The organism is Marinobacter sp. tcs-11 (assembly GCF_002049515.1).
Classification (GTDB): domain Bacteria; phylum Pseudomonadota; class Gammaproteobacteria; order Pseudomonadales; family Oleiphilaceae; genus Marinobacter; species Marinobacter nauticus.
This window is the reverse complement of record NZ_LLYU01000005.1, coordinates 200,736-222,432: the sequence shown is the minus strand read 5'-3', so window position 1 is coordinate 222,432 and position 21,697 is coordinate 200,736. Positions and strand designations below refer to the sequence as shown.

The window sequence follows — 21,697 nt, the reverse complement described above, 5'->3', positions numbered from 1 at the left end:
GGGCCTCCGGAAAAACGCTACGAGCACATCCCTGTGCGCTTCGCTCCGGCCATCCATGGCCTCCGAGATTTTCCGGAGGCCCTCCCCGCCATCGGCGCTTCCGCTGACTTTGTTCGTGCCTGCAGACATACTTTGTGATTGGTCTGCGGCTTCTGGTTGTTGATTAGCTTTCGTTGCTTGCCCACTTTGGCTCACGCTTTTGCATGAACGCCATAGTGCCTTCCGTGCCCTCGGGCCCCCGGATAGCGGCCACGAACTTTTCAGCGGCGTCGTCCAGCAGACCGGCCATGGCTTCGTGGCCGACTCGGTGCAGTAAGGCCTTGGTTTCTGCCGTGGCGTCGGGGGCGCACAGGCGTATCCGTTCCAGGGCCTGTTTCAGCATGTCGTTCAGCTGTTCTTCGGATTCCGCAACCTGATGAACGATGCCAAGCGCGCAGGCTTCCGCTGCGTCGATTCTTAAACCAAGAAGAGCCAGTCTCCGAGCTTGGGTCAGGCCGATGCGTTCTACCACGAACGGGGCGATCTGGGCCGGGATTACGCCGAGGGTGGTTTCCGGCATGCCGAATCTGGCGGTCGGGCCGGCGATGGCCAGGTCGGAGACGCAGGCCAGGCCGAAGCCGCCGCCCATGACGGCGCCTTCGGTGATGGCGATGACGACTTTGGAGGATTCGTTGACTTGTTGAATCATCTGGCCGAAGGCGCGGTTGAGTTTGTAGAACGGGTCATCGCGGCCTTCGCCGGCTTTCTGGCTCCGGGCGCCTGCCATGTCTTTGATATCGCCGCCGGCGCAGAAGTGTCCACCTGCGCCGCGGATGACGGCTGCGCGAATGCTGGTGTCGTTTTCGATCTCGCTGAAGATTGTGGACAGTTCAGCCACCATTTGCAGGCTCATGGCGTTGCGGACGTCGGGGCGGTTGATGGTGATGAACAGGGTGGGGCCCTGTTTTTCGAGAATCAGGGTTTCGCAATGTGGTAGCTGCTGTTCCATAAAAGGACTCCACGTAAAATGTTCGGGGCCGTGAGGCGGGGATCCCTTTTCGGGACCGTTGAGGGCCATGGACGGCCCGAAACGAGCCCACATGGATGTGCTTGTAGGCGTGTCCCGAAAAGGGATCCCCGCCTCATGGCCCTCCATCAAGCCCTGCCTGCCCACAAGGCCTTGAACAACGTCAGTCGCGTTTCTTGCCAGGCAAGGTGCCCATCAGCTTGCAGATGATGCCCAGCATGATTTCGTCGGCACCGCCGCCGATGGAGACCAACCGCACATCGCGGTAAGCCCGTGACAGGGGGTTGTCCCACATGTAACCGTTGCCACCCCAGAACTGCAGGCAAGCATCGGTCACTTCTCGACCCAGACGCCCGGCCTTCAGTTTCGCCATCGACGCCAGCTTGGTGACATCTTTGCCCTCAACGTGCAGCTCACAGGCCTGATAGGTCAGCGCGCGCAGCGCTTCGATTTCGGTCTGTAACTCCGCCAGGCGGAAATGGATGTACTGGTTGTCGATGAGCGGCTGGCCAAAGGTCTTGCGCTCGCGGCAGTATTCAATGGTCTGCGTGACACAGTTTTCCAGGGCCTTGATTACGTTGGCGGCCCCCCACATGCGCTCCTCCTGGAACTGCAGCATCTGCATCATAAAGCCGGTGCCTTCTGCGCCGATGCGGTTACGCTGGGGAATTCGCACGTCGTCCAGAAACACCTGGGCGGTTTCTGATGAACGCATGCCCAGCTTGTTCAGGTGCGGGCTGAAGGTGATGCCCGGTGTGTTCATGGGCACGATCATCAGGGTTTTATTCTTGTGGGGTTTGTCGTCGCTGGTGTTGGCCAGCAGACACATGAAATCCGCTTTCGGGGAGTTGGTGATCCACATCTTGGAGCCGTTGATGACGTAGTCATCGCCGTCTTTCTTAGCCGTGGTTTTCAGGCCGGCCACATCGGAGCCTGCGCCCACTTCACTCACACCGATACAGCCCACCATATCGCCAGCAATAGCCGGGGCCAGGAAGTCCCGTTTCAGTTCATCGGAACCGAAGCGCGCAATCGCGGGGGTGCACATGTCAGTCTGTACGCCCACGGCCAGCGGAACACCGCCGCACTTGGCCATGCCCAGTTCTTCAGCAGCCACGAGGTTGTAGCTGTAATCCAGACCCATGCCGCCGTATTCCTCCGGCTTCTGAATGCCCAGCAGGCCCAGGTTGCCGAGTTTCTTGAACAGATCGTGAATGGGAAACTCGCCGGCTTCCTCCCATTCATCGCAGTGCGGATTGATTTCCTTTTCGACAAAATCGCGGACGGTCTTTCTGAGGGCTTCGTGTTCGGCTGTGAATTTCATTGTTGTTCTCCCGGTAAATCAGTGTGGAAATCAGAAACGGGCGACGCCGTAAACGTTGGGTCGCAGTGGTCGTTGTTCGGCTTCACGGCAAACGGAAAGCACCATGGCCAGAACACGGCGGGTATCCCGAGGATCGATCAGGCCGTCGTCCCAGAGCCTGGCAGTTCCGTAAAGGGCGGTGGAGCCGTCTTCCAGCTTTTTGGCGGTGGCCTGTTCCAGGAACGACAGAGTCTTTTCGTCCGGCTCGATACCACTTTTGCGTTGTTTTTCTTCAGCCACGATGCGCATCACCTTCCCGGCCTGGGCGGGGCCCATGACGGCGGTGCGGCTGTTGGGCCAGGCGAAGATAAATCTCGGGTCCAGGCCCCGGCCGCACATGGCGTAGTTGCCGGCGCCGTAGGAACCGCCCACCACCACGGCGAGTTTTGGTACCCGGCAGTTGGCCACGGCCTGAATCATCTTCGACCCGTGTTTGATGATGCCGTTCTGTTCGGAGTGGGTACCGACCATAAATCCGGTGGTGTTATGCAGAAACAGGATAGGCGTGCCTGCCTGATCGCAAAGCTGGATAAACTGCGCCGCCTTGGCGGAGCCGGCAGGGGTGATCGGGCCGTTGTTGCCGATGATGCCTACGCTGTGACCTTGAATACGGATGGTGCCGCACACCGTCTGACTGTCGTAGTCGTTCTTGAAATCCAGGAACCGGGAGCCATCGGCGATGCGGGCCAGGATCTCTCGCACGTCATAGGGCTTCTTGGCGTCGGAAGGAATCACGCCCAGCAGCTCGTCCGCCGGATACAGCGGCTCATCCCACTGTGGTTCCTGGCGTAGCGGCAGGTTTTCGTTCCAGGGCAGGGCGCCCAGAATCTCCCGGGCCTGCCGGATGCCATCAGCATCGTCTTCCGCCAGGTATTCGGCGGTGCCGGCAACCGTGGCGTGCATTTCTGCTCCACCCAGCTCTTCATCGGTGGCGACCTCGCCGGTAGCCGCTTTTAGCAGAGGTGGGCCGGCCAGGAACATCTTGGCCTGTTCGCGCACGGTGATCACATAATCCGACAGACCGGGCTGATAGGCCCCGCCGGCAGTGGCGTTGCCATGGACGACGGTTACCTGTGGAATACCGGCTGCTGACATACGGGCCTGGTTCGCAAAGCCCCGGGCGCCCAGCACGAAGATATCGGTGGCGTAGTTCAGGTTGGCGCCGCCAGATTCTGACAGCGACACCACCGGCAGCTTGTTCTCCATGGCGATCTGCTGCAGGCGCAGGGTTTTGTCCAGACCGGCGGGAGTAATGGTTCCGCCCTTGATGGCACTGTTGCTTGCGACCACCAGGCAGCGTACTCCTGCTACTCTGCCGATGCCGGCAATAATCCCGCCTCCGGCCATGGAACCGTCTTTGTCATCATGCATCTTGTAACCGGCCAGGGAACACAGCTCCAGAAACTCACTGCCACGATCGAGCAAGCGATTGATGCGATCCCGCGGTAGCAGCTTGCCCCGCTTGGTAAACTTCTCCCGGGCCGATTCCGCCAGGTCCAGAACCTTCTGCTCCACATCCCGGAAAGTCGAGATATGCGCTTCCATGGCCTCGACATTGGCCCGGAACTCGTCGGACTGGGGGCTTATTGTTGTTTCCAGTACCTGCATGGCAAATCCTCAGTCGTCACTCAACACTTTCGGCGTTACCGCCCGATGAAAACCGTTATAGGGCTCGTTATTCGTCGCCTTCGGCATCGGCCACACACGCCCACCCTGGGACGCCGCGCCATCAATCCGCAGACAATCACCACTGATAAACGCCGCGCCCGGGCTAAGCAGGAAGCAGATCGCCGAACTCACCTCTGATTCTGTACCCATCCGCTTGATCGGCACCGCATCCGCCAGGCTGCGAATCCACGACTTCATGTGGGCCGGGTAGTTGTCCATCCCGCTGGACGCAATCCACCCCGGCGCCACCGCATTCACCCGAACCCCGGACGGTGCCCATTCGACCGCGGCTGTCTGGGTGAAATTCACCATACCGGCCCGGGCTGCGCCAGAGTGCCCCATGCCGGGCATGCCACCCCACATATCTGCCACGATATTTACAATCGCACCGCCGGACTTGCTCAAGGCCTGGGTATAGGCCTCCCTGGCCATCAGGAAACCGCCGGTCAGATTCGTGCGCACCACGGTTTCCCAACCCTTCTGGTTAATGCCCGTTAACGGAGACGCAAACTGCCCGCCGGCATTGTTCACCACCCCGTTCAGACCGCCGTGGGTCTCAATAATGGCCTTCACCGTGGTCTTGACCGACTCCTCCTCGCGAATATCGCAGGCATGGGCGCTGGCAATACCGCCGTCTTCCTCAATTTCGGCCTTAACCGCGTCTACCTTCTCCTGCTTACGACCCACCAGCGCAACCCGGGCACCGAGCGCCGCCAGTTCGTGAGCCGTGCAGCGGCCAATCCCCGAACCGCCACCGGTGACAATAAAAACCTGGCCTTCAAACAAGCCCGGGCGAAGAACAGACTGATAACTCATACAAAATTCCCTATTCCAATCCAAAGAATCCACGAAAAACGTTCGGGCGCTCCGCCGGGGTACAGCCTTCCGGGACTGTGCGCAGCAGGGAAGCTGCGCTCAAGCCTACACGGACGCATTTACGGCGTGTCCCGGAAGGCTGTACCCCGGTGGGGCGCTTGCACCCAAGCTCAGGGAAGTAATGCCCTGTCGGGGCTCTTGCCCCAGAACCGGGGTTAATACATTCATTGAGGAACCAGATTCGAAGGCACAGGCACCGGAAACTCCAGCAACTGCTGAGCAAACGCCTTACCCTGCGGATCAATCCGAAGCGACGCCACACCGCCGCCACCTAGACTGTGCTCCAGCAAGAAATTGAACGCATGCAACCCAGGCATAGACCAGCGAGTCACCTTGCCGGACTCAGGATTCAGCGTATGAGCCATCCACTCGGCCACCGCCTGTTCCGTTAACGCAGCCTCAATATAAGGAACATACTCTCGATCCCGCGCGATCACCCCGATATTGCTGTGATCGCCCTTATCCCCGGACCGCGCCCAAGCCAGCTTGAGCAGCGGCACTGTGGTATCCGTTGCCACCTCCATCCGGGACTCCGGCTCAGCCGCGAGATCGCCCGGATTGAAACCACCTTCGGTCGCTACCTCCACCTCAGACTTCTCACTTGCCAGATCCACCGAAACCGCCACCTCCGATTTCGGTACCAGACAGGAATACAAACGAATCTTCGGCCACACGGTTGGCCGACCGCCGACAATACCGGTGATGCCAGGCGCCATACCGGTAGCGGCCTGGGCAATTTCCCTGGAAAACAGCACCAGGGCTTCTTTCTTCGGATGGGCGGTGGCAATCTTCACCACCACTTCCCGGCATTGGTCGCCCGTGCCATGGGGGCCATAGGTAGTCTCGGTGCCCAGCAATTCGATACTGGTTTCGGAATAATCCGGCAGGCCGCGCTCGGCAAACATCGCTGACGTCCTGGCCAGAATAGCTTGCGCCACTCGTTGTGCTTTGGCGCGGGCATCAAGGCCGGCCAGCAGGAACGTCACCGTGCACTTGAATCCATCTGGCCAGGTGCCTGACACCTTGTAGCTGTCCGTCGGCGGCAGTCCCCTGGCACCGGACACCCGGACCTGGTCCTTGTCGATTTCCTCCAGTGTCACCTGAGTGAAATCGCAGGTTACATCTGGCAGCAGGTAAGCCCGTGGGTCGCCAATCTCATACACCAGCTGCTCGCCCACAGTGCCCCTGCTGACCATGCCGCCGGTGCCCTCGGGCTTGGTCATCACAAAATCGCCAGAGGCGCTGACCTCGGCGATGGGAAAGCCCATATTGGCGTAGCCATCAGCCACCTGTTCCCAGTCGGTGAAATTACCGCCGGTAGACTGGGCGCCGCATTCCAGCAAATGCCCGGCCAGGCTGCCCTGGGCCAGTTTGTCGTAGTCGTTCCAGCGCCAGCCGAATTCATGCACCAGCGGCGCCAGCACCAGCGCACTGTCTGCGACACGGCCGGTGATAATGATGTCGGCACCCTGTTCCAGGGCCGCCACCAGGCCGGGCGCACCCAGATAGGCGTTCAGGCTCACCATCATGGCGGGGAAGGGCTGACCGGTGGTCATTTCAGTAATGCCGGCATCGCCCAGCTTTTTCTTTTTCATCAACAGATCATCGCCGAGCACCAGCGCAATCTTCAGATCGACGCCGGCCTTTTCACACAGGGCCTGCAGAGCATCGCGGCAAGCCACCGGGTTTACTCCACCGGCATTGGCCAGAACCCGGATGCCTTTATCCTTTATCTCGCCGAGCAGAGGCGCCATCACCGTCTGCACAAAATCCCGGGCGTAGCCCTGAGTCGGGTCTTTCATCTTCTGGCCGGCCATGATCGACATGGTGATCTCGGCCAGGTAATCGGCGACCAGGTAATCAATATTGCCCTGGCGTACCAGTTGGGCAGCGGCGGTTTCGGTATCGCCCCAGAAAGCGGCGGAGCAACCGATACGGATGGTTTTGTTGGCGTCTGACATGTTCTTGGCCTTGTTCTGATACCCGCACTGGCGAGAGGTTATCCAACGATCGAAACGACAATACCAAGCAAGCGCTTGGTTTGTAAACAGGCAAATCTCGGGTAGAATAAAAAGTCCCAGCAAGACAACCGGATGGCCTTTGTGAACCAGAACCCAATCCTGCAATCCCTCATTGCCGAGCAACTTGTGTCTGATCCCTCCAGCGCCCGCGGGCGCCTGTTAAACGAAGCAGCAAGACTGTTCAGGGATAAAGGCTACGAGCGCACGACGGTGCGGGATCTGGCGGCGGCTGTGGGTATTCAGTCAGGGAGCTTGTTCCACCATTTCCGCACCAAAGAGGAAATTCTCAAGGCGGTGATGGTCGAGACCATTCGGCTGAATACCGCCTTGATGCAGGCCGCTGCCGACCAGGCGGATTCAGCGAGAGAAAAACTGCGGGCGCTGATAAGGGCGGAACTGGAGTCGATTAACGGCCAGACCGGAGAGGCCATGGCGGTGTTGGTGTATGAGTGGCGCAGTCTTTCGGAAAGCTCCCAGGCTGAAGTGCTGGAGTTGCGGGATATCTATGAAGACCTGTGGTTGTCTACGCTCCAACAGCTGTCGAAGGAACACCAGCTTGGAGCGGACCCTTTCATTACCCGAAGAATGTTGACCGGCGCCCTGAGCTGGACGGTCACCTGGTATCGCCCGGAACGGGGTGGTCTGACCCTCGATGGACTGACCGATCAGGTGATGGCGATGCTGGGTCTTGATCAATGTTAATGTGCACAAGTCACAAAGTGGCACGCTTGTTCCGAAATGCGCTACATATTTAACTCATTGTTATAAATCAATAAATAATAAAATAATTCGATTCATCCCGGGCCATTGGCCTGATCGGCATGTCGGTTTCGGCAATAAAGCCATTTCTGTCTGACAATATTCCTCGCATTCTTGCTCTCGTTCGAGCTCTGGCCAGAGGTATCCGGAGCTGGTTCACGGATTGACGAGAATTAAATGTGATAAGAATTTCTCGCACTCCCTTACATACAAAAACAATGTCAGACAGGTCGAATTATGATCTCCTCAATGGTCTCTCAAGCGCGTCGGTTCTCGGCTCGTGTTCGCCAGGCAATGCTGGGAAGTTCGGTACTGCTGCTGGCCGGATGTTCTGCCAACCCTATCTACACCACCACCGGCATCGTGTTGTCGAACTACTCGGAGTCCGAGGCAACCCCCTACGTTATGCAGATGTCCGATCCGGGCATGGCCTGTGCGCTGGGTGAGGGCACGGATCCACTGGTTTACTCGTTTTCGAGAGTCACTGATGCACCGGACTCAACCGGTTCCCTGCTCATGCTGCTGGCGGCGAATTGCATGGAATACCGGGCCTGGGAGGCTGAACTGGCTTATCTGCGGGCGGAATACCGTGGCGATGTTCCCGCCGCCAAAGATGCCCGGGAAGTCTCCAAAAGACTCTACGCGCGCACCGCTGAGCGCCGCTACGAAGCCTTCAAGCGTGCCATGGCCGCCTACGATTTTGACCCGGCAGCCGAACCTCTGGAATGCCCGTTCCTTTTCAGTGATCAGGACGAACTCACGTTCCTGCTCGGGCTGCTAACGGGGATGCAGGGCATTGTGAACGACTCCAACTCCGGCGCCCTGGCGGGTGTGCCTCGCAACATTGCGCCCCAGGCCGAGCGTGCCGCCCAGTGCGTGGATAATGAAAAATGGGGCGGTTTGCCCAACGCCGTTCGCGCCCTCGTCTGGTTACTGTTGCCTGACACCCGACCGGACCTGTCTCCAGACCCCTGGCAGGTGATGGAAAACAGCGCAGAGCTGAGTGTTGAGTCCGGTATCCGTGCCTCTTACGCCGTTCAGGTAGTCGCTGCGGAAACCTTTGGGCGACCGCAGGTGCTGGCACAGGCCATTTCGGAATTCGCAGAGGCTGAAGAGCGCATCGAGGTTTGGGAAGAATATCGGCTTGTGGACGAAGTGGCCCGCAGGATTGTCCAGTTCGCATCGGACAAACACTGGAGCGCCAACTACGGCCACCGCACACCACGGACCTTCTTCGGCAAGATGAGTCCGGAGCGCAATACCGAGAACGTTGAAACCATGGATCTGGAAGGCCTGCTCTGAGGCTGGCCTTTCAGTTATCTATGACTTAAAGATCAAAAACACAAGAATGACCCGGAGGTCGTCATGATTCGCAAATCCCTTGCAGCCTTGTCTCTTGCCATTGTCGCACCACTGGCATCTGCCCAGTCGGTTTCCATGTGTGTGTTTGATGTCATCGGCGCTAACGGCGACGTCTACAACATGGTCAAGGACTACGCTCTGGAAATGAAAGCCCATGGGGTCGATTTCCAACTCAAGCCCTACACTGATGAAGGCGTGGCCATTGGCGACTTCAACGCGGGCCAGTGCGATGCCGTCGCCGCGACCGACATCCGTATTCGCCCATTCAATCGTTTTACCGGAAGCATCAGTGCCGTCGGTGCCCTGCCAAGTTACGACGACCTGAAAACCCTGCTGGCCACCCTGGCACAGCCCAAGGCAGCGTCCCTCATGAAGGACGGTGGCTATGAGGTACTGGGCATTGTACCGGCGGGTGCCGGTTATCTGTTTGTGAATGATCGCAGCATTGATACAGCGGGCGAACTGGCCGGAAAGCGTATTGCCACCCTGGACTACCAGAAAGACGCCATTCACATGGTGAACTATGTAAAAGCGACGGTGGTTCCCTCTGATATCACCAACTTTGCTGGCAAGTTCAACAATGGGTCGGTCGATACTGCCTATGCGCCTGCGTTCGCCTACCAGGCTCTGGAGCTGTACAAAGGGATCGGCGACAAGGGTGGCATTGTCGACTACCCGCTTGCCCAGCTGACCATTCAGATCATTGCCCGTGATGGCGTGATCGAAGACGACACGGCCCAGAAGGCCCGGGAAGTTGCCTGGGGCATGTACCCACAGGCAATGAATCTGATTAAAAGCCAGGAAAACGGGATTCCTGACGAGCAGTGGATACGGATCCCGGAAAAGGACATCGTTGGTTACCAGGAGATGTTCCGCCAGAACCGTCTGGAAATGCGCGATGGGGTTGACGGAGCTCCCAACGTTTATCACCCGAAAATGCTGAGCCTGCTCAGCAAGATCCGATGTGCCAGCAATCCCGGCGCCTCCGAGTGTACAGCGGAAAACCGGGAATAAGCGGAGAGCCTGACCATGAACTGGCGCGCAATGACTGCAACCGGCGTAAGAACGTTGTATCCCATGCACAGACTGCATGGGATGATTCTGCTGCTGTTGCTTCTGGCCACCCTGCTGCTGGGGATGGGCAACTCGCTCCACTCCCGGTTGCTATGGGTCGGCGAGCAGGTATGGCCTAACTATTACCTGCTCAATCCGGATGCAACAGAGCCTACCTGCAACCTTTTCATGGACATTGATAAAGAGGTAGAGCGACGGGTCCAGGCCTATAAGCCAGACCCGGACGACCTGTTCAGTTCGCCGCCGGATCCCCAGGCTATCCGGCAGTCCCTGCAGAGTAACCTGGCGCTGTGTGAGCAGCGCCACCTGCAGTTTGCCGAAAACCAGAAACACGCCACCTGGGCGCTCGGTGTCTACAAGGCTGTAGAGCAGGGTTTGGCCGACTTCCTGCTCGATAACATAGACCTGACTAAGTTCCTGTTTATCGGCATGTTTGCTCTGGCTGCCGCCATTGCCGCAATGGATGCCGACCACATTGCTTTGCGTCTGCCCCGCAATCGGGCGGAGTGGCGTTTAAGCCAGGGCGTGCAGTTCGTCATCAACGGCCTGATGGTGCTGTCATTGAACGCTTACATGGGCCGGCTGGCTCAGTCTCCGGGGTCTGAGGCGAACATTGTCCTGCAGTACGCCTGGGCAGGCGTGTTCGGGCTGTTCATGATCATCAATGCTTTTCGCTTCGTCTATGTGCCGGAGCGAATGAGGGCGGGCAGTCTGGCGCTGGCTTCCGGCCTTGTGGTGCCGCTGTATTGCACCATGGGCTTCATTGCCATGAGCTATTTTTTCTTTGTGGATGGCTACTCCTCCGGGCTGGCAATCTACTTCGGCATGATGTCGAACCTGTCCTCCATGTTCATCAACATCGGACTGTACGTGCTGGTGGGCATGATGCTCAAACAGACCCGGGTTCCAGAGCTGTTGCTGAACTTGGTGAAGCCCTTCAATCTGCCTGCACCCTTGCTGGCTTCGGTAATCATCTTTGCCACTGCCTTCCCGACAGCATTTACCGGAGCCTCCGGCATTTTCATTCTGGCCGTGGGCGGGGTTGTCTACGACGAGCTTCGGCGGGCCGGGGCAGGGCGTCAATTGTCACTGGCCACGACCGCCATGTCGGGCAGCCTTGGGGTGGTGCTCAATCCCTGCCTGCTGATTGTGGTGGTTGCCGCACTGAACAAGGAAGTGACCACCACCGAAATGTATGGATGGGGGTTCTGGGTGTTCATCATGTCGGCCACCCTGTTCTCCTTTGTGGTGTGTAAGACCGAAGGCAACTGGAGACCAAGGCCGGCCCCGGGTGCATTCCGCGCGGCCGTCATGGAGCTGCGACCGTTGTTGCCTTATGCACTGACGGCAACGGCAGTGATCCTGGCCATCTGGGCGATCCTGGGGCTTCAATTCAACGAGTACAGTGCGCCTTTGATTTTGCCGCTGGTAATGCTGGCGCTGGTTGCCCTGGACGCCGGCCGGAATAGCCGTGACGAAGGCCAGAGCCGTACCAGTGCGTTTTTCTCCCGAAGCACAGCGGCTGCCAGCGATTCGGCTGTGCACATTGGCGCACTACTGGCGCTGATTGGTTTCTCGATTTGCCTGGGCGGTATTCTTGAGCGTTCTGATATTGTTCATGCCCTGTTCCCGGAGGATCTGACCAGCCCCTGGATTGCCATGCTGGTAATCGTGGTCATGCTGACGGTGATCGGGATGGTGATGGATCCGTTCGGTGCCGTCATACTGGTTTCCGCCACTATTGCCCAACCGGCCCTACAGATTGGCATTGATCCACTGCATTTCTGGATCGTCTGCCTGGTGGCATTTGAACTTGGCTATCTCAGCCCGCCGGTTGCCCTGAATCACCTGCTGACCCGGCAGGTGGTGGGTGAAACCGAAGTGCTGGCAGCGGAACGTACCGGCACCTTCTGGCACCGCTATGAGAGATTGTTGCTGCCGCTGGTTGTGATGATTCCCACGCTTCTGCTGGTGGCCTTTGTGCCCATGCTTTTCTACGCTTTGTAAGGCCAGGAGAAGCGAAGTACTATGAAAGAACCCGCGATGCCAAGGCCCGCGGGTTTTTTCATGGGGCCCGTGAAGGTCTGACACAGGTCGATCAGGGATGTCTGGCCGTATACTCTGTGAACAGTTTCAACAAAGAATAAGAGAGACGCCGTGAGATTGTCGATTCTTGCTTTTGTTGTGGTGCCAGGGATGGCATTGCTCACCGGTTGTGGCGGTGGTTCGGGCGGTTCCGATGCCGTTGCACCGATAGCGCCGCCCAGTCCGCTTTCCGGGGTTATCAGTATTGAAGCCAACAGCCGGGTTGATCAGGACACGATGGACCAGTTGGGGCTGGATGGGGCGAGACCTGCGACCGTTTCACTGGGACTGCCGGACAACTTTGTGCTGGCCGGTTACCTGGCAGGCAGTGGTGGGAGCTATCCGACGCTCACGGATCAAGGCGTTATTTTTAGCTACGAGAGCGATGCTGAGGACCTCTACAACGTGCCTATGGCAAAAGGCCAGGCGATTGTACTCGAGGCTTTTGGTAGTCGGGCAGGTAATCCGGCACTAAGGATTGAACTGACGGATAACGGAAGAATAGTCGATAGCGCGGAGACTGGAAGTGCCGGGTCTCGTGTTGTTGTCGAGTTGGGGGATGAAGCGGAAGGGGAATACAGCCTGACAGTGCGTACTCTCGGTAGTGGGCCTGCCCGTTACGTTATATCCAAGAACTCCGTCGGAACCGCAACACAACTGAATTTTGATTGGCCTGACTATGACTTTGTTCAGGGCGAGGCGTTGGTCTCCATGGCGGAGGGAAAGACCAGTAGTTTCGCCGTAAATGCTGGAGTCTCAGGGCGGCATTTGGGCGGTGCGGACTGGCTGGTATCAATGCCTGTAGTGGCGACTTCATCAGCGGCAAATAGTGGGATTGCTGGCCAACAGATCACGCTTGAATGGATCAGAGAGCTGAGAAAGCGGCCGGAATACAAGTCGGTGGTTCCTAATTATTTCTTTCGCACCCAGGCTACGCCGATTGATGAACCAGATTATTCCCTGAACTGGCACTACGACCTCGTTAATGCGCCGATCGCCTGGCAGATCGGTAACGCTGGCTTGACGCCCGTTCACGTTGCTGTGTTGGATAGCGGCCTTCTGCAAGACAGTGAAGGTCATTGGCATCCGGATCTTCAGCAGAATGTCGCCCCGGAAGGTCGAGATTTTATCGATGGTGGTGAGCCGGTTGATCCCGGAAGTAGCGTTGGCGGAGATGTTTATCATGGCACCCACGTAGCAGGCACTATCGGGGCCGCCCTCAACAATGAGGGGATTGGCGGAATTGCTTTTGAAAGCAAGATTGTTCCGGTGCGTGTGCTTGGTGAGGGTGGCGTTGGTACGTCGGATCAGCTCATAGCCGGGATTCGCTGGGTAACAGGTGAAACCAGCGGTGGATCGCCAAAAGCTCAGGTCGTTAATATGAGTCTGGGTGGGCTGCCCCAGATCGAAGCGCTGGAAAGCGCGCTGCGATATGGAGTGAGTGAAGGTCTGCTATTTGTGGCAGCCGCCGGAAATTCGGCTACGTCAGTACCGTCGTATCCGGCGGCATCCAGTCATGTGCTTTCAGTCAGTGCCGTTGACGCTGGAGGCCGCCCCGCCTCTTATTCCAATTTCGGTAGCTGGATTGACCTTGCGGCTCCTGGGGGCGATGCGAGCCGGGATGGCAATCTTGATGGCCTGGCCGACGTGGTCTGGTCGACCAGCGGAGAGCGTCGTGGAAGTGTTTCTGTGCCGGGTTATCGTGGGCTGCAGGGCACCTCCATGGCATCGCCGCATGTAGCTGGTGTTTTGGCCTTGATGAAGTCGGAAATGCCGAACCTGAACACAGTAACCGTTAGGGGGTGGTTAGAATCGGGACTGCTAACACAGCCTCAGGATGGCAGAACTGATCGCCTGGGGTGGGGGATTATCGATGCAGGCAAAGCTGTGGCCAAGGCTATCGACGGTGAACCTGTCACTGTCCTTTCTGCTTCACCCGCCGTGGTTAGCCTTAGCAATGAAGGTATATCAACACAGTTGGTTGAGATTCAGAAATTCGGAGACGCCTCGGTTTCCGCCGAAATGGTCGCGAGTCAGCCGGAATGGCTGGGCGCTGAACTATCCGGGAGTGCAGAAAGTGGTGATCTGGAATTAATGCTGACACTCAAACCAGATCTCCTGGACCCCGATGAGCCAGCCAGAGGGGTCGTTGATATTGCATACGAGGTCGATCTATCCCCGAACACATTGAGCATCCCCGTCATCGGGCAGCTGCTCAGCGATGAGCGTGCTCGAGATGCCGGGCGACATTTCGTCTTGCTTGTAAGCAAAGAGCCGACTGATGGCGGCTTTTATCTTGCGCAGTCTCAGGTCGTTGCAGATGTCGAGAACGGTCAGTATCGCTTCAGGTTTGAGCCGGACGATGGAGAAGAACCGAGACGGCTTTCTGAAGTTACCCCTGGTGAGTACTTTCTGGTTGCTGGAACAGATCTAGATGGAGATGGATTGATTTGTCAGGCGGGTGAAGCCTGTGCGGAGTATCCTGTTTCAGGCTTGCGAGAAGTGATCACCATAGAAGACGGCCAAAGCCTGTCTGATATCCGCATGACCACCAGTTTCTCACGTCCAACCATTTCTACCTCCAACCCTGATATCCTTCCCAGGCCCGGGTTTAAAGGTTACAGATTACTGCAGCCTGACCAGGCGCCTTCGACCAACGACGGAGTAAAAGCAGTTCAATGAAAAGGACTCTGGTTCGACCATTTATCACCTCCGCTGCGATGCTGCTTCTGGCGGCGTGTAGCGCCACGGGCGGACCCAGCGCGGGTGAGGGCGTAATGGTGCGGCAGATTACCCAGTCTGCGTATTGCGGCCTGACCGGGCCGGGGGTGGCGTTTGTGCGTTCGGAGGCAGATCGCGAAGCGCTCCTGGATGTCAGCGGCCAGAATATGGCCACGGATGTGGTGCGCAAGGTTGATCTGAGCCGGGAGGCACTGGTGATGGTCACGCTCGGCCAGAAACCAACCGCCGGTTACAGCGTCGGGCTCCAGTCTGCGCTGGCGCAAGGCGAGAGTCTGGTGCTCGACATGCATGTGAATGAACCGGCGCCGGACATGATGGTGGCCCAGGTGGTCACCTCGCCCTGTGCGGTACTTGCGGTTGAGCCTCGCGGCTGGCAGCAGATTCGTGTGCAGGGCCTGACTGAGCAGCCACTGGTTCGGACGCTTGAAAACTGAAACCACTTGGCGCCGCCACAAAACAACCGTTGATCTTTCAGCCTGAATCCCTAAGCTATGGCGCAACGATCATTTGCGGAGCCGTGCCATTCCTATGAGCGAGCAACAGTACAACGCCGATGCCATTGAAGTCCTGAGCGGTCTTGATCCGGTGCGCAAGCGCCCGGGGATGTATACCGACACGTCGCGGCCCAACCACCTGGCCCAGGAAGTCATTGATAACAGCGTTGACGAGGCCCTCGCCGGCCACGCCCGGCGGATTGATGTGGTGCTGCACAGCGACAATTCCCTGAGTGTGGAGGACGACGGTCGGGGCATGCCGGTCGATCTGCACAAGGAAGAAGGACTGCCCGGGGTGGAGCTTATCCTTTCCCGGTTGCACGCCGGTGGTAAATTCTCCCAGGGCAACTACAACTTCTCCGGTGGTCTGCACGGTGTGGGTGTTTCCGTGGTCAATGCCCTGTCCACGCATCTGGAAGTGACCATCAAGCGGGATGGTCAGGTGCATCGGATGACGTTCGCCAACGGTGACAAAGCCTCCGAGCTGGAAGTGGTTGATACCGTAGGCAAGCGCAACACCGGTACCCGCCTGAAGTTCACGCCGGACCCCAAATATTTTGACAGTCCCAATTTTTCGGTCAGCCGCTTGCGCCACAACCTTCGTGCCAAGGCGGTTCTTTGCCCGGGACTGACGGTGACCTTTCTGCAGGAGAAGACCGGCGAGAAAGACGAGTGGTTCTACGAGGACGGTCTTCGGGATTACCTGAGAACGGCTCTGGCCGATATTGAAGCGGTGCCGCTGGAACCCTTCACCGGCAGTTTCTCCGGCAACAAGGAAGCCGTGGACTGGGCTATCCAGTGGCTGCCGGAGGGCGGTGATGCGGTGCTGGAAAGTTATGTCAATCTGATTCCCACTGCCCAGGGTGGTACCCACGTCAATGGTCTGCGCACCGGCCTGCTGGAAGCCATGCGGGAGTTTTGTGAATTCAGAAACCTGCTGCCCCGGGGGGTAAAGTTGTCGCCCGAGGATATCTGGGAACGGGTGGCCTATGTACTGTCGTTCAAGATGCAGGAGCCCCAGTTTTCCGGCCAGACCAAGGAGAGGCTGTCTTCAAGGGAAGCCGCTGCCTTCGTCTCCGGGGTTGTGAAAGATGCTTTCAGTCTGTGGCTGAACCAGCACACCGACATTGCCGAAGCCCTGGCGGAACTGTTTATCAGTAATGCCCAGCGCCGGTTGAGGGCGAGCAAAAAGGTGGCCAGAAAGAAGGTGACCTCTGGCCCGGCGTTGCCCGGCAAGCTGGCGGACTGTTCCGGCGGTGACACCGCGAGATCGGAGTTGTTCCTGGTGGAAGGTGATTCCGCCGGAGGTTCCGCCAAGCAGGCCAGGGATCGGGAATTCCAGGCGGTCATGCCGTTGCGGGGTAAAATTCTGAATACCTGGGAAGTGGACTCGGGTGAAATCCTGGCGTCCCAGGAAGTACACGATATTGCCGTTGCTATTGGTGTGGATCCTGGCTCTGACGACCTTGCCGGCCTGCGCTATAACAAGATCTGCATCCTGGCCGATGCGGATTCGGACGGCCTGCACATCGCCACGCTGCTGTGCGCTTTGTTTGTGAAACACTTCCGGCCGCTGGTGGCGGCCGGGCACGTGTTCGTGGCGATGCCCCCTCTGTACCGCGTGGATCTCGGCAAGGAAACCTTCTATGCCCTCGACGAACACGAGAAACAGGGCATCATCGACCGCCTGGCGGCTGAAAATCGCAAAGGCAAGATTCAGGTAACGCGCTTCAAGGGACTGGGCGAGATGAACCCGTTACAGTTGAGAGAAACCACCATGGCACCGGACACCCGCCGCCTGGTCATGCTCACTCTGGAAGAAGGGGATGACACCGACGAGCGGATGGACATGCTGCTGGGCAAGAAGCGTGCTTCCGATCGCCGGGCCTGGCTGGAAGCTTACGGAAACATGGCCGACGTGGCGGTTTGATATTCCATAGAATGCTATAAAAATCGATAGTTATTCTTTCTCAGAATTGCTCTGCCTCGCTATCCTGCCAGCTTTCAAACCGGAAAAGACCGAGTTATGGACTGGCAAGGATGGTTTTCCCTGGGGTTGGCGCTCACCGCCCTGTTATTGATGAGTTCGGGCCGTTTTGCGCCGCATCTGGTGATGATGGCGGTGCTGGTGGTGCTCAGTGCCGGTGGCATTATCTCCGCCGACCAGGCACTGGCCGGGTTCAGTAACAGCGGTCTGATCACCGTGGTGGCCATGTTTGTGGTGGCCGCCGGTATTCATCATTCCGGCGGTGTAGATCTGCTGGTCAACCACCTGCTTCGCAACCCGAAATCGGTCCGTTCCGCGCAGGCCCGCATTGCCCTTCCGGTTTCCCTGCTGAGTGGCTTCCTCAACAATACGCCGGTGGTTGCCACCATGATTCCCGCCGTCCATGCCTGGTCCCGGAAGATCGGTATTTCACCCTCCAAGTTGATGATTCCGCTGAGCTACTCCGCCATTCTGGGCGGCACGCTGACACTGATTGGCACCAGCACCAATCTGGTTGTTAATGGCCAGTATCAGCAACTGACCGGTGAGGCCGGGTTCTCGATCTTCTCCATTACAGCGGTTGGTTTACCAGTGGCCATTATCGGGCTGGCGGTCATGCTTCTGGTCATGCCGCGGGTGCTGCCAGACCGTAAGGACCAGCAGAAGTTTGGTTCCATGAGGGAGTTTACCCTGGAAGTGGCGGTGTCCTTTGAAGGCCCGCTGGTGGGCAAAACGGTGGGTGAGGCCGGTTTGCGGGAACTGGAGCGATTGTACCTGGTGGAAATCGAACGGGACGGCAGTGTGGTCACGGCCGTGCCTTCGGAAGAACGGCTGCGTGGCGGTGATCGGCTGGTGTTTGCCGGTGATACCCAGGCGATTTCAGACCTGTTGCGCATCAACGGCATCGTGCCGTCGGTGCACGACGATGAGCCCAGCCTCAGTCAGGATCGTGCCGAGCGGCGGTTGGTGGAAGCCGCCTTGTCTCCGCAATCGGATGTGCTGGGCCTGACCATCCGGGACGCAAGGTTCCGGGACCGATACGGCGCCGTGGTGCTGGCGGTGGCCCGGGGTGGCGAGCGGGTGTCGGGCAACCTCGGCAACATCCGCCTCAAGCCTGGCGATGTCCTGCTGCTGGAGGCGCGTCCGGCCTTCGTCAGCCGTCAGCGCTACAACAAGGATTTTCTGCTCATCAACGACCTGGAAACGGAAACGCCGCGCCATGACCGGGCCTGGCTTTCCTGGGCGATCCTGCTGGTACTGGTGGGTCTGGCGGCCTGCGGTGTAATGAGTATGCTCAACGCCGCCTTGCTGGGGGCCTCTTTGATGATTCTCTCCGGCTGCTGCTCGGTGGGTCAGGCCCAGAAGTCGGTGGATGTGTCGGTGATTCTTACCATCGCCGCCTCCTTTGCGCTGGGGGCGGCCTTGGAAGAAACTGGGGCAGCTGCGTTTATGGCCGAGGGTATTCTGGCGTTCAGTGCGGGGCAGGTGCTGCTCACGCTGTTTCTGGTTTACTGCGCGGTGTCGTTTCTGACGGAAGTGATCACCAACAACGCCGCTGCCGTACTGGTGATTCCGGTTGTGCTGTCGATGACCGGCAGCATGGGGGTGCCCGCAGAACCCTTTGTTATTGCAGTGATGATGGCAGCCTCCGCCAGCTTCGCTACGCCATTGGGGTATCAGACCAACATGATGGTGTTTGGTCCCGGTGGCTACCGGTTTTCAGATTTCGTGAAAGTGGGGTTGCCCATGAATGTGCTGGTGGGGTTGGTAACGGTTGCGGTGATTGCCGTGGTTTACGGGTTGTGATCCGCGTTGGCAAGAATATCGCAGCAGAGTACCCGCAGTTTGCCGTCCTGACGGAAGGCCAGTGACAGGGTCACGCACATGTAGGCGCCAGTGACGCACAGGTAGGGAGTGGTCACATGAATGTTCTCTGGCTGGGCCAGCGCCTGGCGGAGATACTGCTGGCGAAACCAGTCTGCACTGCTGGTGTTTTCCAGTGGTCGGAATCTTGGGTCCTGCTTTTTAACGGCGGACTCCGAAACCAGAGTGTCTTCCAGCTGAACGCCCTGGTCGTCCACCAGGTAGCAGCGGGAAACCGTGTGGTGGCTGAGCAGTTCAAAACAGGCCTGGTCCATGGACAGGCCCTTCTGCAGGCGCTCGATCACCCGCCGGAAAGGCCCACTGAAATGGTTGACGACCAGTTGGGTTGGATCGTGGCTAATCTGCTTGCTGCTTTTGTACTCTTCGAGCAAATCCTCGAAATTCATTGTGCTCTGGGGCAGTTCGTCCAGCTCCAGGCAGGGCCGACGAAAGTAGAAGCCCTGTACAAAATCGACACCGGCATCAATGGCAATCATGGCCTGATCCCGGGTTTCCACTCCTTCCAGCAACACCAGGCAGCCAGATTGATGCAGCAGGGATACCATGCCGTTCAGTATCTGCCTGGCGCGGCGATCTTCGGTTGCCCGGGTCAGCAGGGTACGGTCCAGCTTGACGATGTCCGGTGACAGATTCCAGATGCGCTCGAAATTGGAGTGCCCGGCACCAAAATCGTCAATGGCGGTCAGACACCCCAGTTTGCGGTAGTAGGCAACGGTATCCCGTAGCCGTTCAGCATCGTCGGTTGGCTGTTCAACGATTTCCATTACGATTCGATGTGGCGGCAGCCCGGTTTTCTCAAGCAATTGTCCAAAAAAGGAATCGGATTGAGAGCCGGAGGTGACCACCCTCGGGGAGACGTTCAGGAACAGCCAGTTGACCTGATCCTTGATCTCGCTGTAGTTGCGAATGTGCAAGTACCGGCAGAGTCTGTCCAGCAACAGATTTTCGGCTTCGGATGCGGGCAGCTCGAACAGGTGCAAAGGCAGAACAGCTGAATTGTCGTTATCGAAGGCCCGGATCAGGGCTTCATAACCGACGGTACGTTTGTGGGAAATGCTGTAAATCGGCTGAAGGGCGGTGCGCAGTTTGAGCCCGCGAAAATCCGCTGTCCACACCTGACCCTGCTGATTAAGCATGGGGGAAAGCAGGTCTACTTCCGGCGCGGGTAGCGAATCGGGAAGATTGTGGGACATAGGCAGGTCTGTACCCTTCAACGAATACATTGGCGCAGTACTGAAGTACACGCCAATCTGTTAGCCACTGTGCCTGTGTCCCTGGCACGGACGCCTGAAATTCAGGCGTTACCTCATCAATTCGTCGAAGGTTGCCAAAAAACAAGAACCATTACCACTACTTAATGCATAAAAGACGAAACAGTTTGTATCTTTCAGGCATTAAAACGGTGGTAAAGAAAACCCGGCAGTAGCCGGGTCTGTATCAAATCAGTTGTTGCTGGGTACTACCACAGACTCGTCAAATTCAAGTTCCATGTCGTTTCCTCTCGGTCACTGAGGCCCCGGACGGGGCGGATTAAAAGTATGGTTAAAGTTTATCGCTGTCATAATTTTCAACAATCCGTAAAACCGCATACGACCAAAGTGGTTGCTGTCAAGTGTTTGCGGATCGTGGATGCTATGGTCAGAAAATCTGATGCAGGCCAGCAAAACATTTTGATTTTGGTCAGCTCTCTGTCCTTCTAGACTATGCTGATCTTATCTGGAGGACGTGGAAAAGCCGTTTGGGTCCACATCAGCAACGGAGGCGATTGTTTTTATGCAGGCAAAGAATTCAGAAGACGCATACGGGTGGGTGGCAATCCTGCTGCATTGGCTGGTGGCCGTCACCATTATCGGCCTGTTTGCCCTGGGCTTCTGGATGGTCGATCTCTCTTATTATGATCCCTGGTACCGACAGGGGCCGGACATCCACCGCAGCGTGGGTATTCTCCTGTTCATGGCGATGGTGCTCAGACTGGTCTGGCGGCTGTTAAGCCCGCTGCCCAGGCCTTTGCCCAATCACCAGCGCTGGGAGGTGGTTTCTGCTCACCTGGCGCATGTGGCGCTGTATCTGTTGATCTTTGTCGCCATGATCAGTGGCTATCTGATTTCAACGGCTGACGGCTCTGCGATCCATGTGTTCGGCTGGTTTCAGGTGCCATCGGTGACAGGCCAGGTGAAAGGCCTCGAAGATACGGCGGGAGCCATCCATTACTGGAGCACCTGGGCGATTGTCGTCCTGGCCGGCGTTCATGCGCTGGGGGCGTTGAAGCATCACTTGATCGACCGGGACAGTACGCTTCGCAGAATGCTTGGGTTGGCCTGACAGTTCCGGGACAGCTAACTCTCTTAACGCAACGCAAAACAGACTCAAAAGGAG

General features: G+C 57.9%; 15 protein-coding genes. 9 read left to right on the top strand and 6 right to left on the bottom strand.

Going from position 1 to position 21,697, the window contains the following annotated elements; translation table 11 throughout:
* Positions 1-163: 163 nt before the first annotated feature.
* The 5 genes from ARC85_RS08260 to ARC85_RS08240 all read right to left on the bottom strand — a co-directional run bounded on the left by ARC85_RS08260 (position 164) and on the right by ARC85_RS08240 (position 6,874).
* Complete coding sequence (locus tag ARC85_RS08260; protein WP_286714695.1) at positions 164-988, bottom strand: enoyl-CoA hydratase/isomerase family protein; 825 nt, start codon at positions 986-988, stop codon at positions 164-166.
* A gap of 181 nt (positions 989-1,169) precedes the next feature.
* Complete coding sequence (gene atuD / locus ARC85_RS08255) at positions 1,170-2,330, bottom strand: citronellyl-CoA dehydrogenase (RefSeq protein WP_014422173.1); 1,161 nt, start codon at positions 2,328-2,330, stop codon at positions 1,170-1,172.
* 30 nt (positions 2,331-2,360) lie between these two features.
* Entirely contained in the window at positions 2,361-3,977 is a 1,617-nt protein-coding gene (locus ARC85_RS08250) for an acyl-CoA carboxylase subunit beta (RefSeq protein WP_014422172.1), read from the bottom strand.
* A 9-nt stretch (positions 3,978-3,986) separates the two neighbouring features.
* Positions 3,987-4,853 carry an SDR family oxidoreductase gene (locus ARC85_RS08245; protein WP_272999321.1) on the bottom strand — a complete coding sequence of 289 codons (867 nt, stop codon included), beginning with the start codon at positions 4,851-4,853 and terminating at the stop codon, positions 3,987-3,989.
* Between the two features lie 224 nt (positions 4,854-5,077).
* Positions 5,078-6,874, bottom strand: coding sequence for an acyclic terpene utilization AtuA family protein (locus ARC85_RS08240; protein ID WP_272999322.1), 1,797 nt, complete (start codon positions 6,872-6,874; stop codon positions 5,078-5,080).
* A gap of 132 nt (positions 6,875-7,006) precedes the next feature.
* Here ARC85_RS08240 and ARC85_RS08235 point away from each other — a divergent pair, with 132 nt between their 5' ends.
* From ARC85_RS08235 to ARC85_RS08200, 8 genes are all read left to right on the top strand, one after another.
* The gene (locus ARC85_RS08235) at positions 7,007-7,636 is read left to right on the top strand and encodes a TetR/AcrR family transcriptional regulator (protein ID WP_183576517.1); all 630 of its coding nucleotides are present in this window, start codon (positions 7,007-7,009) and stop codon (positions 7,634-7,636) included.
* 294 nt (positions 7,637-7,930) lie between these two features.
* Complete coding sequence (locus ARC85_RS08230; protein ID WP_199452358.1) at positions 7,931-8,995, top strand: hypothetical protein; 1,065 nt, start codon at positions 7,931-7,933, stop codon at positions 8,993-8,995.
* A 63-nt stretch (positions 8,996-9,058) separates the two neighbouring features.
* Positions 9,059-10,069: a putative solute-binding protein gene (locus ARC85_RS08225; RefSeq protein WP_022991428.1), complete on the top strand. Its 1,011-nt coding sequence runs from the start codon at positions 9,059-9,061 to the stop codon at positions 10,067-10,069.
* A 15-nt stretch (positions 10,070-10,084) separates the two neighbouring features.
* Positions 10,085-12,136, top strand: coding sequence for a TRAP transporter large permease subunit (locus ARC85_RS08220; protein ID WP_114434156.1), 2,052 nt, complete (start codon positions 10,085-10,087; stop codon positions 12,134-12,136).
* A 150-nt stretch (positions 12,137-12,286) separates the two neighbouring features.
* The gene (locus tag ARC85_RS08215; RefSeq protein WP_272999323.1) at positions 12,287-14,896 is read left to right on the top strand and encodes a S8 family serine peptidase; all 2,610 of its coding nucleotides are present in this window, start codon (positions 12,287-12,289) and stop codon (positions 14,894-14,896) included.
* Positions 14,893-15,390, top strand: coding sequence for a protease complex subunit PrcB family protein (locus tag ARC85_RS08210; protein ID WP_273030410.1), 498 nt, complete (start codon positions 14,893-14,895; stop codon positions 15,388-15,390). Before ARC85_RS08215 ends, ARC85_RS08210 begins: the two co-directional genes overlap by 4 nt.
* 94 nt (positions 15,391-15,484) lie before the next feature.
* Positions 15,485-17,380, top strand: a complete 1,896-nt coding sequence (gene parE, locus ARC85_RS08205) for a DNA topoisomerase IV subunit B (RefSeq protein WP_011786239.1) — start codon at positions 15,485-15,487, stop codon at positions 17,378-17,380.
* Between the two features lie 96 nt (positions 17,381-17,476).
* Positions 17,477-19,243, top strand: coding sequence for an SLC13 family permease (locus ARC85_RS08200; protein WP_273030408.1), 1,767 nt, complete (start codon positions 17,477-17,479; stop codon positions 19,241-19,243).
* Here the strand turns inward: ARC85_RS08200 and ARC85_RS08195 are convergent.
* Positions 19,231-20,514: an EAL domain-containing protein gene (locus ARC85_RS08195; protein WP_011786237.1), complete on the bottom strand. Its 1,284-nt coding sequence runs from the start codon at positions 20,512-20,514 to the stop codon at positions 19,231-19,233. The two genes, ARC85_RS08200 and ARC85_RS08195, sit on opposite strands and share 13 nt — an antisense overlap.
* 580 nt (positions 20,515-21,094) lie before the next feature.
* Here ARC85_RS08195 and ARC85_RS08190 point away from each other — a divergent pair.
* Complete coding sequence (locus ARC85_RS08190) at positions 21,095-21,643, top strand: cytochrome b (RefSeq protein WP_113879990.1); 549 nt, start codon at positions 21,095-21,097, stop codon at positions 21,641-21,643.
* Positions 21,644-21,697 lie beyond the last annotated feature (54 nt).

Excerpts from the sequence above, each read along its gene's own strand:
- ARC85_RS08200 (WP_273030408.1), top strand. The coding sequence starts at position 17,477 with ATGGACTGGCAAGGATGGTTTTCCCTGGGGTTGGCGCTCACCGCCCTG.
- ARC85_RS08225 (WP_022991428.1), top strand. The coding sequence starts at position 9,059 with ATGATTCGCAAATCCCTTGCAGCCTTGTCTCTTGCCATTGTCGCACCA.
- atuD (WP_014422173.1), bottom strand. The coding sequence starts at position 2,330 with ATGAAATTCACAGCCGAACACGAAGCCCTCAGAAAGACCGTCCGCGAT.
- ARC85_RS08190 (WP_113879990.1), top strand. The coding sequence starts at position 21,095 with ATGCAGGCAAAGAATTCAGAAGACGCATACGGGTGGGTGGCAATCCTG.
- ARC85_RS08235 (WP_183576517.1), top strand. The coding sequence starts at position 7,007 with ATGGCCTTTGTGAACCAGAACCCAATCCTGCAATCCCTCATTGCCGAG.
- ARC85_RS08245 (WP_272999321.1), bottom strand. The coding sequence starts at position 4,853 with ATGAGTTATCAGTCTGTTCTTCGCCCGGGCTTGTTTGAAGGCCAGGTT.
- ARC85_RS08260 (WP_286714695.1), bottom strand. The coding sequence starts at position 988 with ATGGAACAGCAGCTACCACATTGCGAAACCCTGATTCTCGAAAAACAG.
- ARC85_RS08210 (WP_273030410.1), top strand. The coding sequence starts at position 14,893 with ATGAAAAGGACTCTGGTTCGACCATTTATCACCTCCGCTGCGATGCTG.
- ARC85_RS08240 (WP_272999322.1), bottom strand. The coding sequence starts at position 6,874 with ATGTCAGACGCCAACAAAACCATCCGTATCGGTTGCTCCGCCGCTTTC.
- parE (WP_011786239.1), top strand. The coding sequence starts at position 15,485 with ATGAGCGAGCAACAGTACAACGCCGATGCCATTGAAGTCCTGAGCGGT.
- ARC85_RS08230 (WP_199452358.1), top strand. The coding sequence starts at position 7,931 with ATGATCTCCTCAATGGTCTCTCAAGCGCGTCGGTTCTCGGCTCGTGTT.
- ARC85_RS08220 (WP_114434156.1), top strand. The coding sequence starts at position 10,085 with ATGAACTGGCGCGCAATGACTGCAACCGGCGTAAGAACGTTGTATCCC.
- ARC85_RS08195 (WP_011786237.1), bottom strand. The coding sequence starts at position 20,514 with ATGTCCCACAATCTTCCCGATTCGCTACCCGCGCCGGAAGTAGACCTG.
- ARC85_RS08250 (WP_014422172.1), bottom strand. The coding sequence starts at position 3,977 with ATGCAGGTACTGGAAACAACAATAAGCCCCCAGTCCGACGAGTTCCGG.